The sequence below is a fragment of the Synechococcus sp. N32 genome (assembly GCF_900473895.1).
Lineage (GTDB): Bacteria > Cyanobacteriota > Cyanobacteriia > PCC-6307 > Cyanobiaceae > Parasynechococcus.
Genome location: NZ_UCND01000013.1, coordinates 1 through 16425, shown reverse-complemented (window position 1 = coordinate 16425; position 16425 = coordinate 1). Strand labels below are relative to the sequence as shown.

The following is a 16425-nucleotide window of genomic DNA, read 5'->3' as shown; positions in this document are numbered from 1 at the left end:
GCAGCTCCAGCAGCAATGGCCGCAAGGCCGGCTGGTGCTGGAGGGGGCGGGAAGCCCGGTGGAAGTGAACCTGCAACGCCGCGACCTCACCAACCTGCGCCTGGCCCAGTACCTGCGGGCCAACTGCCTGCTGGTGGCCGACATTGAGCGCGGCGGCGTCTTTGCCCAGATCGTTGGGACGCTCGCTTTGCTGCGCCCGGTGGAGCGCCCGCTGATCAAGGGCATCCTGATCAACCGCTTCCGCGGCCGTCGGGAGCTGTTTGATGAGGGTCGCCAATGGCTGGAAGCCAACACCGGGGTACCGGTGCTGGGGGTGATGCCCTGGCTGAACGAGCTGTTTCCACCGGAAGATTCCCTGGATCTGCTGGAACGCAAACCCACCCGGGGAGCCACCGATCTGGAGATCGCTGTGCTGCGGTTGCCCTCCCTGAGCAACTTCTCCGATCTCGATCCGCTCGAAGCTGAAGCCAGCCTGAAACTGCGCTGGATTCAACCCGGGGAACCCCTGGGAGAGCCCGATGCCGTGATTCTTCCGGGAAGCAAGCAGACGCTGCGGGATCTCGAAGCGTTGAACAGCTGTGGACTAGCCGATCAACTCCAGAGCTACGCCCAGGATGGGGGATCCGTCCTGGGCATCTGCGGCGGCATGCAGATGCTGGGCAAAACGTTGAACGATCCGGAGGGTCTGGAGGGCACCGATCAGCGGGGACCCCAGAGCGGCCTGGGCCTTCTGCCCCTGGCAACCACCTTCAGCGGCACGAAACGACTGAGCCAGCGCAGCATCGATGGCCTCTGGCCCATGGAAACACCGCTGAGCGGATTTGAACTGCACTACGGAACCACCACACCGGATCCCGGTCTTCAGCCGCTAAGCAGCGACCCTGGTTTGGGGTGGTGGGCTCCCGGCCCCAAGGGGTCGAGCGTGGTGGGCACCTACCTGCACGGGTTGCTCGACAACGGCCCCTGGCGACGGGCCTGGCTCAACAGGCTTCGCGAGCAACGGGGCCTGCAACCGTTGGCCAACGAACCAAAGAACCACAGCGCTCACCGTGATCTGTTGCTCGATCGCCTCGCCGATGCCTTCGAGCAACATGTGAACCTTGCTCCATTGCTCCAGCCATGACGTCGATTCCTGTGCGCTGGCCCGATGGGCGCATCACCCACGAAACCATTGGCAAGGACTGGTTGGTGGCCGCCAGTGGAGCGGGCATCAGCATTCCCACCGGTTGCCTGGGGGGCAGCTGCGGGGCCTGCGAGATCGACGTCAACGGCAAGACGGTGCGCGCCTGCATCAGCACCGTTCCGGCATCGAAATCAGCGAAACTCAGCGTTGAATTCGCCACCGATCCGCACTGGTGACTCGCCTACGCCTCAGCCTGATGGCCCTGCTTACCGGCGCCCTGAGCGGCGCCGGTGTGTCGGTTGTGATGGGCTGGATCGGCGCCTTGAGCCAGCTGCTCTGGGGAGATCCGGTGCTCGAGGGCTTGGATCGCGGCCTTCCCCTGGGCTGGTCGCTGCTGATCTGCGGCGGCAGCGGCTTGACCCTCTCGCTGCTGCATCGCCCCGGGCCCACCACGTTGCTACCGGAACTGCGGGACACCCTCAGTGATCTGCGTGATCCAGACCAGGCTCCAAAACGCGATGAAGCTCGCGGCCTTCTCGGAGCGGCGCTGGCCCAGGTCGGGGGAGGCTGCATCGGGCCTGAAGCCCTGATGAGCCGAATGGCAGCCCTGATCAGTCAACGGATCTGGCGTGGTCGTGACCAGAAGCTGCAGGAGGCAACAGTGGCAGGAAGCCTTGCCTTTTTCGGAGCTCCACTGCTGGGGGGTGCTGTGGTGGGCGAGGTCTCTCACCCAAAAAGCCGCAAGCAGACCTTCCTCGACCGCTGGTTGCCCGGCAGCCTTGGCGGTGTTGCCGGGTTTGCTGCCTTCAATGGCCTGGGAACCGCCAGCGGTGGATCGCTGCAACGTCTTCCCTACATCTGGCCCAGCACCCTGGGAGAAGATCTCGGCAGCCTCAGCGCAGGCCTGTTGGGGGGACTCATTGGTTGCGGCCTCGGCTGGTTGTTGCTGCGGTGGCGAGGCTGGTTGGAGCAGCGCCAACTCTTGGCCCGATGGCCCTGGTGGCCGCTGCTGACCGGCCTGCTGTTGGGGGCCTGCATGCACTGGTTGCCGTTGGTTCCCTTCGCCGGAGAAGACCAGCTGAGGCCCCTGCTGGAGGGCCAGAACTCAAGTGAAGCCTGGGTTCTGCTGCTCTCCGCGATCGTGAAACTGCTGATGCTCGGCCTTTGCCTGGAAACCGGCTGGCGCGGAGGGGTGTTCTTCCCCTTGTTCCTGGTGGCCTGCGCGCTTGGGATGGGACTCCACCTGCTGTTGCCCGATCTGGGCAGCCTGGGCAGCTGGTGCGGCTCCCTCACAGGTGCGTTGTACCGCTTCATGCTTCCTGCACCCTTGGCAGTTCTGGTGCTCGGGGTTGCCCTCCTGCAAGGCCACGGAGCCGCTGGCCTGCTGGTGGGCCTCGGCATGGCCCACCTGATCAGGGGGCGTGCTGAGCGGGATGGTGGCCCTCCACTTCGCCCTTGAACACACGGCTGGCCAGGATGTCTGCCGCCTCAATCGTGGTGAGATCCTGCTTGGTGAGGGCTTCCCCCATCCGCGAAAACAACCGGTTGGCCTGACGCAGACGGGCCCGGTCCAACGCATTGCGAACCGAGCGCGCGTTGGCGAAGAAAGGCAGCTGACGCCGGCGCGAGACGTAGTCGGAGAACGCCGTCTCGGCCTCGGCACTGAACCGGTAGTGCTGGGCCTCCAGGAGCAGCCCTGCAATCGCCATCAGCTCGTCGTCGCTGTAGTCGGGGAAATCGAGATGGTGCGCCACCCTTGAGGACAGGCCTGGATTGGAGCTGTAGAAGGTCTCCATCCGATCTCTGTAGCCCGCAAAGATCACCACAACTTCGCTGCGCCGGCTCTCCATCTCCTGCAGGAGAATCTCAATCGCTTCGGCGCCGTAATCGCGTTCGTTGTCTGGCCTGTAGAGGTAGTAGGCCTCATCGATGAAGAGCACGCCACCCTGGGCACGCTTGAGGATCTCCTTGGTTTTCGGGGCGGTGTGACCCACGTACTGACCCACGAGATCGTCGCGAGTGGCCGTCACCACATGGCCTTTGCGGAGGTAACCCAGACGATGCAGGATTTGTGACATCAGCTGCGCCACGGTGGTCTTGCCCGTGCCGGGATGGCCTGTGAACGACATGTGCAAACTGGGCGCGGTGCTGGGCAGCTCAAGCAGCTGCCGAGCCTGATCAACCAGAAGCAGCGCTGCAATTTCTCGGATACGCGTCTTCACCGGCGACAGGCCGATTAGTTCACGGTCAAGTTGGTCCAACACCTCAGCCACACCGGAATCGGCGTAAGCCGAAGCCAGATCAACGGAGGAGGGCATCGATCTCTGCGGCAAAAGCACGATCGGCTTCACTCAGCTGGGCCTCAGGGCCATCCTCCTCAGGACGGATCGTGATGTTCACGTAAGTGCGCCCAAAGCTGATATCAGGAAATCGTTGTTTCGCCTCACTGTGGTCGCCGAGCTTGTCGAGAAAATCCCTTGTGGCGTCGTAGCTATCAAAGTCGTAACGACACTCAAGGCATACAGGACGTTTTCGTGATTGCCATCCTTTCATAGAACAAGAAAAAGCGACACAAAATGATCAATGGAGTTCAAAGTACAGGAGAATCAGCGAAGCAGGGGTGAGACTAGAAGAAGTGAATTACAAAGTGCGCATTGACCTATACTAGTAATAAAGTGATCTAAAACCTCAAGGTGCCACGAGAAAACGACGAAGCATTCGCAATGAATGAATAAAAAAGGCGATAAAGACCTTTATCGGGACGAATGGAAATCTAAAGTATGCAGGATAGGATGGCTGAAAAGCTGGATCACTTATAAAGCCACAAAGATCAAGAGACAAAAGAGAACTACTGGACTTTATTACCGAACGAAAGTCAGTTTCGGAAGTGGATGATTGAGAAGAGTCGTAGAAAGACGAGGGTCTTTGCTTTTGCACTGAATTCAAGACATGCTGGAAAGAAAATCCAGTGCGAAGAGCTATCTCTAGGCGAGAAGCAAGACGATAAGTTATCTGCTCAGGAGATCTGTGTTGATAGGTACGAAGCCTAATAGTTGCAGCAGAGGGAGAAACAGCTGCAACGGGCCAATCGCGATCCATAGGCCAATACATGTACCGAACATGCTTGACGAAACGCAATTCGGACCAGTTGTTACTGTAAAAACGGAACCTTTGAAATAAATCTAGAGCCATGAAATCGCCGGGGTTATCCATAAATTTCATATAATCTAAATCAGTGAAATAGAATTGATAGCATTCAGACCATACAGAATCAACATAACTAGGTAGCCCCAAAAGAAATGCACTTGGATCATCTATAAAAAACTCATCAGCATCGAAACGACACCACCAGTCTCCAGGCCTTGAAACATGGGAATATCGGTGAAATATTTGAGTCCTGATCGAGGGATAAAAAGGATCATCAATAACACCAAAGAATACAATATTATGACAAGTCTCAGACAATTCCTTGATAATTTCTAGCGTGCCATCATCAGAACCATTGTCTGCAACAAAAATAGTAGTCGCCCAAGAAGAAGCTGCCAAAAGACTTTGTCGAATAACGTCAGCCTCATTCTTAACAATGCCAATACAATAGATATTCATATTCATAATTTAGTCTTGATGCAAGACCAGTTCAGTAACGGTTGCGTCTTTTTGAGTAAGACAGGTACCCAACACAACAATAGCAGGCCAATAAAGATATATCAAAATCTCAAGATTTTCGCTAAACGTATACACAGATAGGGTCAAGAAAATTGCCATACAAGTTCGATATTTAACTTCATCTGTGGTAATACATTTGCACAGAAAAAACAAAAAACCGGCAGCGAATGGTATCAAAAAAGATAAGAATCCTATGGAACCTTTAACAAAAAGCAGTCCAAGCCAAGTATGGTGTGATCCAATAGGCATTCCCTCAACTATTTTTGGCCCTGTCACGACGATTCCATGCCCCCACCAATAAGCATTCTCTCGCCAATTAGTAAGTGCGAAATCGGCAAGATCAGCCCTAACACGTGTGGATGCTGCACGGGCAGAAGCAATTGAGGCCCAAAGGTTATTAAAAATGCCAATGATCTTTGGAAGAAGCAACACAAGAAAGTATGAGGCAAAGGAAAGGAAGAAAAGATAATATATTTTTCTGATAAGAAATATATTGAGGTAAGCAAAAAGAATTAGAAGAATTGAAACAACTGCAACCCTAGATTTACTCATCAAGATCATTAAAATACAGCCACTGATACCAAAAATCCTCCATTTGGTTTTATTCTCAAGGATACAAACCCAGAAATACAAGTTACCTAACATGCCAAGAGCAGTAGGCCAGGGAGTAAAAAGTCGCCATCTTAATACTCCAGTAACACCATCAATTTGGTATAACGAGACGTCGAAAAATGATAGAAGGGGAGAAAAAAGTAAAGGGCCAGTGTACAAAACTTGTGGTAAATTAAGAATTGGCGCAAACAGAGATATTGGAAACAATAAACAAACAAAAAAACCAAGCACACAAAGAGCCCTAGAAATAAGATTCAAGCAAGGTAAAGCAGAGCCAACAAACAAGTAAACAGGAAATAGCGCCCAGCCTTTAGCCCAGCCTATAGTTGATTTGATTAATAAAGGGATGCCAAGTGCAAAATCTAAATGACCAATTATCAGCGATACCAGTAAAATCAATGCACCAACAGTCCAAATGACGATTAACCAATGAACACGTAAAGATACATCGTTGTCATTAGATAAAACAAAAGGCCTGAAGAATTGAACATAAATTATCCAAAAAAGAAGAATCCAGCCAAGGACTGACCCAACAAGATAAAGATTACAGGTAAGCCATAAAGGCAACGTAAAAATAATAGAATAATAGATTACCCCGCAGGGTAGAGACTTTAAGAATAGGTCATCAATAAATCCTGGATAATAGCGCAGGAGATAGAATAACTGACTTAAAGTAGTCATTGCTCAGATATAATTGGATTCTGCCTCCTGAAAACCAAGCGAAGATATAGTGCTAAAGTTAAAAAAGTGGAGGAAGTTAAGGTGGCTAGCAAGATGATAAAAGTTTTTTGAGATGAGTCTTTGGTAGGTACGGTTGGTTGGTTAACTAACTGAATAAGGGGGTACGCTGAAAAGGAATCAGTTTTAATTAAGTTAGAAGCCGTCATAGTGGAGGCAAAGAAAGCCTCTGCTAATTGAACATCTCGAGATAGACTTGTTAAACCAGGTTGTACCTCTGCAAGGTTTTTTATCAAGATCTTCAAGTCTTCAATTTCTAAATCTAAACGCTTCAACTCAGAAGTAGAACCAGAAAGCTCAGAATGCAGAAGCAGAAGTTTTTGATAGATCTCATCAAAACCATCTATATATTTGGTCAATATCATCCGCTGGAGAACACTACTATCAATTCTTTTATCAAGTATGACAAAGGAACGATCTTGTAGTGAATCAAGTATCTCTTCAATTGTCAGCTTTAGTGTAGTAACTCGAGGGTGTTGGGAACCGAACGTTGAAATAGCTATGTTATATTCGGCCTGACCTTGTGAATAACGAGAGAGTAACTCTTGAAAAACTGAATCACCGCGTAATTGAAACGCTTGAACTGCTTGAGAAGGAGTCATATTAAGATCACCAGATAGACGGAGAAATCTATTTTTAATTTTGGAACTAGTGGCAGCTGTCTCAGCTCTTTTTATAAGTAGATTATCAAGGCGTTGTGAGAGCTCAGAAGGTTGCTTTTCATTATAAATCTGATTGGATATTTTATATCTAATAAGTTTTTGTTGCGAAGAGCTTAATTCATTACGGGCTCTACTAACGAGGCTATTTGTGTAATCAATTCTAGAATCGACCTCCAATCTCCTTAACGTATCAAGACGTTCCCTGACTGCATCAAGGAATGAAATCGCTTTTTTATAGGAAAGAGAATTATTGCTATCGGTAACAACAACTTTCATAAGAGTGGAATTGATTATGTTATTAATCTTTGGCTTTTCAAAAGAAGATGGGTTGATGCCAGCAATGAAAGCGGCTCTATCTAAAATTACCCGTTGTGTAAAAATGTACTTGTAATTGGAACGAGGATCATACCGCGAAGAACCAGTTCCAGATGAACCTGTCATTTGGGTAGTTTGTCCGACACCAGGGAGTGAAGATGTGCTTTTTTCTGTATTAACTGGTAGTGCAAGTAAAAGCTCAGTTCTATAAACAGGCTTAGTAAAAAACCATATAAATAGAGATAAAGCTATTAAAGATAGATTTGAAAAGAGGGCATACTTATAAAATATGTTTAGATTATTTTTGGGTTCGGACTGCACCCAATGAAATAAATTTCGAAAGGAACTTTTAGAGAGGTCGCTTCGCAAGAAGTGTTGGCATGAAAGCTTTAATTTTGCAAATAGTTTTGGGAAAATAGAGAAATCCATAATTACATGAAGCAAGGAGATTAGTTAACAAAACGTTGATAAATAAGGCTAGTTGGATTAACGAGATTACCTAAGATCCCAAAAAGATCATTTACACTTTTGAGAGGTGCTTCCAAACACACGATAGTATCATGAGGAATAAGATAAGGGTTTTGGGTATTATCTAGTGGATTGCGCAGAATATTAGAAACACTAAAAGACGAGACCTCAGTATGCTGTAGAGCATGATTTGGTCGTGCCAAAACTATTGAACGGGGTGAAAAGATGAACCTGGAACCACCAGTACACTTAGAAAGTATAGAAGCGTGAGATAAGCGAGAACTATACGGAACTTGTACTTGGGAACCTTCTTGGGCTCCACCAACGAAAATAGATATATTGACAGGTGTAAGTGAGGACTGTCTAATTAAAGAAGTATCAAATAAATTTGTTTTAGGAACAAAAATACTATCTCCTGAAACTAGAGGAGGATCTAATGTGGTTTCTCCTTTAAATAACGAGAGAAGATTATGGACAGAGGTTTGTGAGTTACGGGTAAGCTCAACCTTAGTGACATCTGCGTATGGTGTGATTCCACCTGACTCAACCAGCGCCATTGCAAGAGATCTTTTATTATCATCAGCGGGCAGTATTTTCTGAACACCGGGTGTGAAGACTGAACCAGTAACTGATACTTCTATGGGTGCGTATCGCAATCGTTTTAAACCTAGCCTGAGAAATTCATCTTTAAAAATATCTTGACCGATTAAAGATTTACGGATTTGAATCTTGGCTTCTTCTAGATTCAAGCCCAAGAGATTGATTTGATCAATGAATGGTAAATTTAAATTTCCCTCTTCATCAAGAGAGTATTCGCCACTGAAAATATCTTCCTCAGCAATTCTCAGAGAGATTTCATCTCCAGGGGAAAGTGGTCTAGAGTAAGCACCTAGAGGTATTGATAATAAAAGAGCGATTAGGAAAATTTTATTAATGATAAATTGAGCGATATTTCATTTAATAGCAAAATCTTGACGGCCGGAGTATCCGGCTATACAGAATTATATTCTTGTTTGGTTTAATTTTGCTTTATAAAATCAAAGAGCAGTGCAAAACATTAAAACTGTAGAACTTCTAAATGGATATAGTCTCAAGAACATAGGCGATGAAGCAATATATTACTCAATCAAAGAATTAATACCCTCTGAATGCAACATACATTGTTATCTTCCGGAGGAATTCAGAAAAGACGGTAACCTAATTTTTTCAAATCAAAAGAATGAAAGTGGAATTCCAAAAGACATATACATAAGTGTTGGTGGAGATATTTTCAATAATGCAAGAAAATATTTAATAACAAAAGAATTCTTGAAGAATGCGTACACACTGCGTAAATATAACAAAAGGGCATTTCTTTTTGGACAAAGCATCCCTGATTCCTGTCAAGGAATTGCTTATCAATACTTAGTTCGTTGTTTAAAAAAGTTAAGTAATGTCGTCGTAAGAGATGATGAAACTTATCAACGGCTAAAGAGATCAGGAGTTCCTGTGAAATTATCATTTGATACAGCTTTCTATTCAGAAGTCTGCAGTGAAGCGAAGCTTCAAGCGATTGATATTTTTAAGAACAAGGGCTTAAGCACAGAAAACAGCCTCGTTATATCTGTTAGAAACTTTAATAAGATGTACCGTCATGACAACCAAAAATTTTTAAATAGGTTGACAAAATTAATAGATTTGGCGCATAAAGATCACATAGATTGCGCAATTTTGATCCATTCAAATGTAGATACAAATGACAATGATCAAAGAATTTCTAAAATATTGAAACAAAAAACAGAAAACTTAAAAATCATCAATCCATTTGATCTGAGTAAAAACAATATTACACCCCACAAACTTGCAATGGCAATTCTGGAGAATTCAAGATACATACTTGGAGTAAGATATCATACATCTGTGCTAAGTTTAGCTTCTGGAAGGTTGCCATACAATTTATATTACTCGAACAAAGGAAAAGATTTGAGCGAGCGATTAAGTATACCTGGATCGTCAATAGATAGTTTTGAACCTGAAAAAGTACTAATGGAGTTAAAAAAGAGTATGCCCTTTGACTTCGATTGCTCAAAAATCAAGAAACAAGTAAAGGACGACTTTGAAGAATGCTTCAACAATACTATTAAGTTTGAAGCTTGATTAAAAACCATATGTTAGAGAAGATAAAAACAATTTTTCCAAGCAAATTAGATGCAAATTTTAAAAATATTGGATGGCTAAGTTTATCTGAGTTTGGAACGAGATTATCAAGGGTTTTTACAGCATTCATTCTGGCTCGAACATTAACTGGTTCGGAATTTGGAGCGGCTGCAATAATATTAACTACAAGTCAATTTACTAGGGTACTAACAAAAAATGGTGTTGCCGATGCAATCATTCAAACCAAGGAAGAAGATCTATCAAAAGTTTGTCAAACATCTTGGAGTATCAATTGGATTATTGGCTGCATATTGTTTATAATACAAGTGGTAGTTTCATTCATTGTGAGCGATTTTTATAGTGATACCTCAATCAGAATTCCAATAATAATTCTAGGGATTACTTATCTAATATATCCATTTGCTTATGTGCAAACAGCTCTTGTTCGAAGAAAGGGTAAATTTCGACTATATGGAATAACAGGCTTAATACAAGTATCCGTAGATAATATATTAACAGGATTTTTAGCATTATGTGGGATGGGAACATGGTCAATCGTGTTGCCAAAATTATTAGTTGCACCTCTGTGGGTATATGTTATGTTAAACAATGAATCTTGGAGAGGTGATTGGAAAATAAATCTGGAGAGATGGAGAGAATTATTGGGCTTTTCTGTAAAAGTGATGTTAACAGAGCTTACGACATTTTTCAGGGAGAGTATTGATTACCTAATTTTAGGTAAAGTTCAAAGCCTTGAGGCTTTAGGGATTTATTATTTTGCTTTTAATTCTGGTTTAGGCTTAAGTATGAGCCTGATAAGATCACTTACCACAACAATATACACAGATTTTTGCAATGCTAAAAGAAATTTCTTAAAGTTAAAAGCTCGGTTTTTGAAGAATTCAAAGATAATATCAATTACAATTATACCTTTAGTCTCTATTCAAATATTCTTGGCACCGATATATGTCCCATTTCTGTACGGTAATAAATGGGTAGAAAATGGTGGCGTTGAAATCCTGATGCTTATATGTCTATCAGGTATTACAAGACCTTATGCCCAGATGGCTGCTATGTTTTACCGATCTATTGGAAAGCCTCAAATAGAGCTTTATTGGAATATTATTTATACGCTAATATTAACTTTGTGTTTAATAAAATTCTCGCCTTACGGGATTACTGCCACAGCATGGACAGTGGTTGGCGTGCATATATCAACTCAGCCAATTTATTACTTATACACATTCTTTTACATTAAAGCCAATCAATTAAACAGCTGAAAATGTTTTCAATAGTTATTCCAAATTTCAATTCAGAAAAATACATTGCAAGTACAATTAACTCGGTACGAAATCAAACATTCACAAATTGGGAGCTAATAATAATTGATGATGGCTCTACTGATGCTAGTGCAAGCATCATAAATCAATTTGCTAGCAAGGACTGTAGAATTAAATTATTTAAGCAAGATAATCTTGGAGTTTCTACAGCACGAAACAAAGGAGTATCGTTAAGCAGAAATAATTTCATTGCTTTTTTAGATTCTGATGATTTATGGCATAAAGATAAGCTCCTAGCGGCGTACTTAAAAATAAAAGAGGATGATCAAATCGATTTTATCTATTCTCGTTGTCAATTTATTTCCAAAGAGGGGAAATTAGGTTCACAAAAAAGTAATAAGGCTGTTGACATAAAGAGAATTGATCTATTACTTGAAGGTAATATAACTACTACGACTTCAAGCTGGATCGTCAGTAAAGCATCATTCGAAAAGATACAAGGATTTAATCCAAATATGTCATATGCAGAAGACCTAGACTTCTTATTAAGGTGGAGAATCCAAATCGATAAAAAAATGATAGGTATAAATATGTGTCATACCTATTACCGAACGAATTTGGGAGGCCTTTCTTCAAAGCTTGAAAAAATGGAAGATGGGTGGAAACTCGTAGAAATAAATCTAAAAACTTTAATTGATAAAAAAAATAGACACCTAATTAAGTATGGACGTGGATGCCATTATCTATATCTAGCAAGACGGGCACTTCAATGTGGTTTCTCAAATCAAACAGTACTCAAATTTTTCACCCAATCAATCATTTCGTATCCATTAATACTTGCAAAAAAACCTTCCAGTGTCATAAGATTACTCATTCTTATGATATGCAATCAGATGTATGAATGATATTTCAAATAAGTGGGTATCCGTTGTGATGCCTGCATTTAATTCATCAAAAACAATTAGACACAGTATTGAGTCTGTGTTAGCCCAAACACACAGTAAATACGAGTTGATTGTTATTGATGATGGATCTTCTGACGAAACTTATCGTATATGCTCTAGTTATTGTGATCCACGAATTAAGCTTTTAAAGCAAAAAAATAGGGGACTTGCAGGTGCTAGAAATACAGGTATACGTGCAGCCATATTCGACACAGTAGCTTTTATAGATAGTGATGATCTATGGATGGCCAATAAGCTCGAGCTACATTTGCGACATTTATATAGCAATAAATCATTGGGTGTTAGTTTTTCGCGTTCCAAATTTATTGATCAAAATGGAGAAATAATAGGAAATTTCCAAATGCCTAACATAAAAAATATTGATGCTAAATTAATATTCTGCAGAAACCCGATAAGTAATGGCTCATGTGTTGTATTAAAAAAATGTGTTTTAGATGATATTGAGTTTGAGGCAGATATATATGAAAATGTCGAAAGCTATTGGTTTGATGATAGTTTTCGACAATCTGAAGATATCGAATGTTGGCTACGAATTGCTCTGACGTCTAAATGGAAATTTGAAGGGATTCCTGAAGCACTGACCATTTATAGAGTCAATAATAATGGGTTATCAGCTGATACCAAGAGTCAACTCCAAAGTTGGAAAAAGGTTGTAGATAAGGTTGAAAGCTATAACTCATTATTTATCCAGAAATATTATAAGCAGGCATTATCTTACCAATTACGATACTTATCCCGTAGAGAAGTATATTTAAACAACAAATATGAAGCGCTAAGTCTTTATTTCTCAGCATTTTCAGCGTGGCCTTATATTCTAATAAAAGAGCCTTGTAAATCAATTACGACACTTGTTGCAATTTTAATTAAAATTATTTTACCCAAACATACTTCATTGGCTATAGAAAAATTTTCAATGAATTTGGTCGGAAAACTACAGTATCTAAGAATTAAATGGGGGTCATTACTGTCCAGAAGTATTGAATCTTATAATCGCAATCAAAAGATAGATATACTGGTAGTGTGCTCAGCAGGCGGACATTATAGTGCATGTAAAAGATTTAAAGGATTCTTTGATTCCTACCCGCATATATGGGTAACCTTTAAAACAATAACAGCAACTACTGAACTATCTAAAGAAAGAACATATTGGGCTTTTCATCCAACGAACAGAAACATATGGAATCTACTGAGAAATCTAGGCCTTTCATTGTTCATAATACTGAAACATAATCCCAAATTAATACTTACGACTGGTGCAGGGGTATCAGTACCATTTGTTTTAATTGGCAAATTACTGATGAAGAAAACAATTTTTATTGAATCAATAACAAGAAGTTCTAAGCTTAGTTTATCAGCAAAACTTTGCCTTCCATTTCTAGACAAATGTATCGTACAATGGCCCAACTTTAAGTCTTACTCATCAAAAATTGTCGAACTTCAACTCAAAAAATAGTTATGATCCTTTTTACCGTTGGAACTGAAAACTTTCCCTTTAATAGGTTAAGTAATTGGATTGATGTGTTGTTAGAGAACAATGTCATCAATAGTCCAGACACCTTCTTTCAATATGGGAGCTGTGAATATTCATCCAAGCTTGAAAACAAAATTGATTATCTTACCTCCTCGAAATTTGACGAGCTTGTCAATTCTTCATCCCTAATTATTTCCCATTGTGGAGAAGGAAGTTTGCTAAATTTTTCTCAATTTGATATCCCTTTTATTTTAGTACCGCGAAGTGCTTCATCTATTGAGCACATTGATAATCATCAGATAGATTTAGGGATTGCCTTATCTTCAATAGGTGTTCCGATAGCCTGGTCTATTGGAGATCTTGTTAAATTTATTACTAACCCTTCAAGAGTAAAAATAAAAAGTATGTTAGACAATAATTCAGATGACATATGTAATTACATTCATTCTCACTATAATAGCTAAGCCATTCATGTTTACTCTTAACTCTTACAAAGGTCTATTATTTCTTGACTTTGACGACAAACTTAAGCATTCAGAAAATACGGACTATGATTATATTTCCATTCATCATCGCATCTCAAATTATTCCTTCAAAAAAATAATCTTTAATTTTTCTAATACTCGTTATATTGATACATCCCATCTGTGCTTTATTCATATTTTTGCAGACTACTTAACTTCACGAAAACTTGAGGTCGAAATATGGTCATATCATAAGGATTTAAAAAATCTTCTAATAAGTTTTTGCAAAGATACAAATTTACACTTCAATGAAAAAACTTCTGATTTTGCTTCCGGGCAAACTCAAAAAACTTCTTTTTTATCTGTACATCATTCTAAACTGTCGAGAAAAAAAAGGGTCATTGATATATTTGGTTCTGTCGTCGGATTGGTTATTTTAGTATTAACATTTCCTATTTTTGCACTATTAATTAAAGTAAGCAGCAAAGGGCCAATATTTTTCTTGCAAAAACGTGTAGGCTTAAACGGCAAAATATTTCTTATCCTAAAATATAGGACTATGCAATTAAATGCAATAAAATACCAAAGTCAAGTAATAAATGAGATTGGAGGACCTTTTTTTAAATCTACTAATGACCCCAGAATAACGTCTGTTGGCCACTTCCTTCGAAAATATAGTCTAGATGAAATTCCACAATTTGTAAATGTATTACTTGGTCAAATGAGTCTAGTAGGGACACGTCCCCCAACTTTGACTGAGGTATCTCAATATGAATTCTCATACTGGCAGAGATTAGATGTCAAACCAGGGATGACTGGCGAATGGCAAGTCTCAGGCAGATCCAACATCAGGCATTTCGACGAGGTCTTAAAGCATGATCTTGAATATCAGAAAAAGTGGTCAAATTTGTACGATATAAAAGTAATTATTCAAACTATCATTCTCCTTTTTAGCAAAAATTCAGGATCCATTTAGTAAATTCTCATTTTTCTTTATTGTTTTTTAGCAGCAACATCGCTATTGTATAGATAAGAAGCGACCTAAAGGCATGTTCAAACTTTGCAAGAGAATCGTAAAGCTCAATTACATTAAATTTGCTCTTAGAGAGTCTATAAATGATTTTGACCAAATTGACGACCTGAACGATATCTATTTCATGAAAATTGAATGGTTTAAAGGCGAAGAAAATTCGAAATCAATTGTGTTGTTTAATTTAGCGCCGATTGCTAAATTAGTAGCGATTCCATACAGTTGCGAAAGTATTGATGAAGTCCAAGAAAGTAACTAAAGAATCAACGTAGTTTTGACTCTTCATTTATTAGATTAGAGCCACCCGCTGGCAGCCCATCAAGCGCCCAGACCAGGCCTCGGCGTAGGCCCGATTTGCGGCCTGCTGCTCAGGGTCATCGGTGTCCAGCGGATGCGGCATCGTGCCGGCGATGGCGGCATTGGTGACGCAGAACATCGACTTCTGGAAGCTGACGCAGATCTGCACGTGCACATCCGTTTGGCCACGACCGTTGTCGTCGTACCAGAGGCTCAGTTCCTCGGGCAGGTGGCGGTACATGTCCTGCATGCAGAGGCTGGGGGGAATGCCCGCACCCATGCTCGGAATCGGGTCGGCGTAAAGGGCGCCGTACTTGAAATCACTAATGTCCGGTGAGATCTGCCGGGCCTGGGCGTTGTACGACACCGTTCCAAGGAAAGGCATGCCGCGAAAGAAAACGGCCTCCACGTAGGGCACCGCCACATCCACCAGGAACGTGAGACCCGCCTCGGGGGGAAGCACCCAGATCTCTTCACCACCGATCGTCACCTTGTATTCAATCGGGCTTCCGGCGGCCGCCACCAGGCCATCGCGGATGTGATGCACAACATCGTTGACGCAGGTGACTTCCTTGATCGCGTAGCGGCGGGCCAGGTCGACAAAGATGTCGCTCATCACCCGCCAGAACAAGCCGAGGCAGTAGATGGTGGTGAGCGAACGGATGGCCTCAGGGGCGAAATCGGGATAGAGGCGGTTGTTGAGGGCCAGCAGAGGGTCGCGCGCCGACTTGCGCTTGATGATCCGCTGGCAGGCCTCGGCGAATTCAGGCGTATCGAGGTAGGCATCCAACCCGCCGGTGCCATGCCAGAACATCGCCTTCTGGCAGTACTCGGCGTACTCGAAGTTGATGCGATCCCCCATCAGATGGGTCCAGAGGCGCTTGAAGCTGAAGCCCTCATGGAAAAAGCGGAACACCGGGAAGGGATTGAGCATCTGCTGCTCGCCCTGATCCACCAGGTTCTTGCTGTAGGCATCAAGAACAAGCCCATAGCTCTCGAGCACATTCACCACCTGCAGCAGATGGTCGGGGGTGTCCTTGAGCAGCGGCGTGTCGCTGAGCAAACGACGGATCAACTCCTCCTGATCAGGAAGCAACGGGGGTTGAACGGGGGATGCGGATGTCGGGGTCATGACAGATCTCCAGTGATCAGGCTGAGGCCCGTGGTGGCCGCCTCACTGAGGTTCGAAAGCAGCTCC

The 16425-nt window shown here is 43.2% G+C and carries 16 protein-coding genes; 9 read left to right on the top strand and 7 right to left on the bottom strand.

What is annotated here, in order from left to right; translation table 11 throughout:
• From DXY35_RS07200 to DXY35_RS07190, 3 genes are all read left to right on the top strand, one after another.
• The coding region (locus DXY35_RS07200) for a cobyric acid synthase (protein WP_115081746.1) at positions 1-1123 on the top strand (1123 nt) is incomplete at its 5' end.
• Positions 1120-1359 carry a 2Fe-2S iron-sulfur cluster binding domain-containing protein gene (locus DXY35_RS07195; protein WP_115081745.1) on the top strand — a complete coding sequence of 80 codons (240 nt, stop codon included), beginning with the start codon at positions 1120-1122 and terminating at the stop codon, positions 1357-1359. The genes DXY35_RS07200 and DXY35_RS07195, both read left to right, overlap by 4 nt.
• Positions 1356-2582: a chloride channel protein gene (locus tag DXY35_RS07190; RefSeq protein WP_115081744.1), complete on the top strand. Its 1227-nt coding sequence runs from the start codon at positions 1356-1358 to the stop codon at positions 2580-2582. Before DXY35_RS07195 ends, DXY35_RS07190 begins: the two co-directional genes overlap by 4 nt.
• On the opposite strand, the gene cbbX is transcribed toward DXY35_RS07190, so the two are convergent.
• The 6 genes from cbbX to DXY35_RS07170 form a co-directional block, all read right to left on the bottom strand.
• Positions 2536-3441 carry a CbbX protein gene (cbbX, locus tag DXY35_RS07185; RefSeq protein WP_115081743.1) on the bottom strand — a complete coding sequence of 302 codons (906 nt, stop codon included), beginning with the start codon at positions 3439-3441 and terminating at the stop codon, positions 2536-2538. The genes DXY35_RS07190 and cbbX overlap by 47 nt on opposite strands.
• Positions 3425-3676, bottom strand: a complete 252-nt coding sequence (locus tag DXY35_RS07180; protein WP_115081742.1) for a 4a-hydroxytetrahydrobiopterin dehydratase — start codon at positions 3674-3676, stop codon at positions 3425-3427. Before DXY35_RS07180 ends, cbbX begins: the two co-directional genes overlap by 17 nt.
• Positions 3677-3811: 135 nt before the next feature.
• Entirely contained in the window at positions 3812-4735 is a 924-nt protein-coding gene (locus DXY35_RS07175; protein WP_115081741.1) for a glycosyltransferase family 2 protein, read from the bottom strand.
• A gap of 3 nt (positions 4736-4738) precedes the next feature.
• Positions 4739-6082, bottom strand: coding sequence for an O-antigen ligase domain-containing protein (locus tag DXY35_RS12420; RefSeq protein ID WP_137006723.1), 1344 nt, complete (start codon positions 6080-6082; stop codon positions 4739-4741).
• A complete protein-coding gene (locus DXY35_RS12415) occupies positions 6079-7437 on the bottom strand; it encodes a hypothetical protein (protein ID WP_137006722.1) in 1359 nt (452 codons plus the stop codon). Before DXY35_RS12415 ends, DXY35_RS12420 begins: the two co-directional genes overlap by 4 nt.
• A gap of 128 nt (positions 7438-7565) precedes the next feature.
• Positions 7566-8483 carry a polysaccharide biosynthesis/export family protein gene (locus tag DXY35_RS07170; RefSeq protein ID WP_256359517.1) on the bottom strand — a complete coding sequence of 306 codons (918 nt, stop codon included), beginning with the start codon at positions 8481-8483 and terminating at the stop codon, positions 7566-7568.
• Positions 8484-8631: 148 nt separating this feature from the next.
• On the opposite strand from DXY35_RS07170, the gene DXY35_RS07165 reads away from it, so the two are divergent.
• The 6 genes from DXY35_RS07165 to DXY35_RS07140 are packed head-to-tail and all read left to right on the top strand — an operon-like array spanning position 8632 to position 14876.
• Entirely contained in the window at positions 8632-9720 is a 1089-nt protein-coding gene (locus tag DXY35_RS07165) for a polysaccharide pyruvyl transferase family protein (protein ID WP_115081739.1), read from the top strand.
• Positions 9717-11000: an oligosaccharide flippase family protein gene (locus tag DXY35_RS07160; protein ID WP_115081738.1), complete on the top strand. Its 1284-nt coding sequence runs from the start codon at positions 9717-9719 to the stop codon at positions 10998-11000. Before DXY35_RS07165 ends, DXY35_RS07160 begins: the two co-directional genes overlap by 4 nt.
• Before the next feature lie 2 nt (positions 11001-11002).
• On the top strand, positions 11003-11905 hold the full coding sequence (locus DXY35_RS07155) for a glycosyltransferase (protein WP_115081737.1): 903 nt from the start codon (positions 11003-11005) through the stop codon (positions 11903-11905).
• Positions 11898-13418: a glycosyltransferase gene (locus tag DXY35_RS07150; protein ID WP_115081736.1), complete on the top strand. Its 1521-nt coding sequence runs from the start codon at positions 11898-11900 to the stop codon at positions 13416-13418. Before DXY35_RS07155 ends, DXY35_RS07150 begins: the two co-directional genes overlap by 8 nt.
• Before the next feature lie 2 nt (positions 13419-13420).
• Positions 13421-13900: a glycosyltransferase gene (locus DXY35_RS07145; protein WP_115081735.1), complete on the top strand. Its 480-nt coding sequence runs from the start codon at positions 13421-13423 to the stop codon at positions 13898-13900.
• A 7-nt stretch (positions 13901-13907) separates the two neighbouring features.
• Complete coding sequence (locus tag DXY35_RS07140; RefSeq protein WP_115081734.1) at positions 13908-14876, top strand: sugar transferase; 969 nt, start codon at positions 13908-13910, stop codon at positions 14874-14876.
• A 343-nt stretch (positions 14877-15219) separates the two neighbouring features.
• Here DXY35_RS07140 and DXY35_RS07130 read toward each other — a convergent pair whose 3' ends face one another.
• Positions 15220-16359 carry a CO2 hydration protein gene (locus DXY35_RS07130; protein WP_115081732.1) on the bottom strand — a complete coding sequence of 380 codons (1140 nt, stop codon included), beginning with the start codon at positions 16357-16359 and terminating at the stop codon, positions 15220-15222.
• Positions 16360-16425 lie beyond the last annotated feature (66 nt).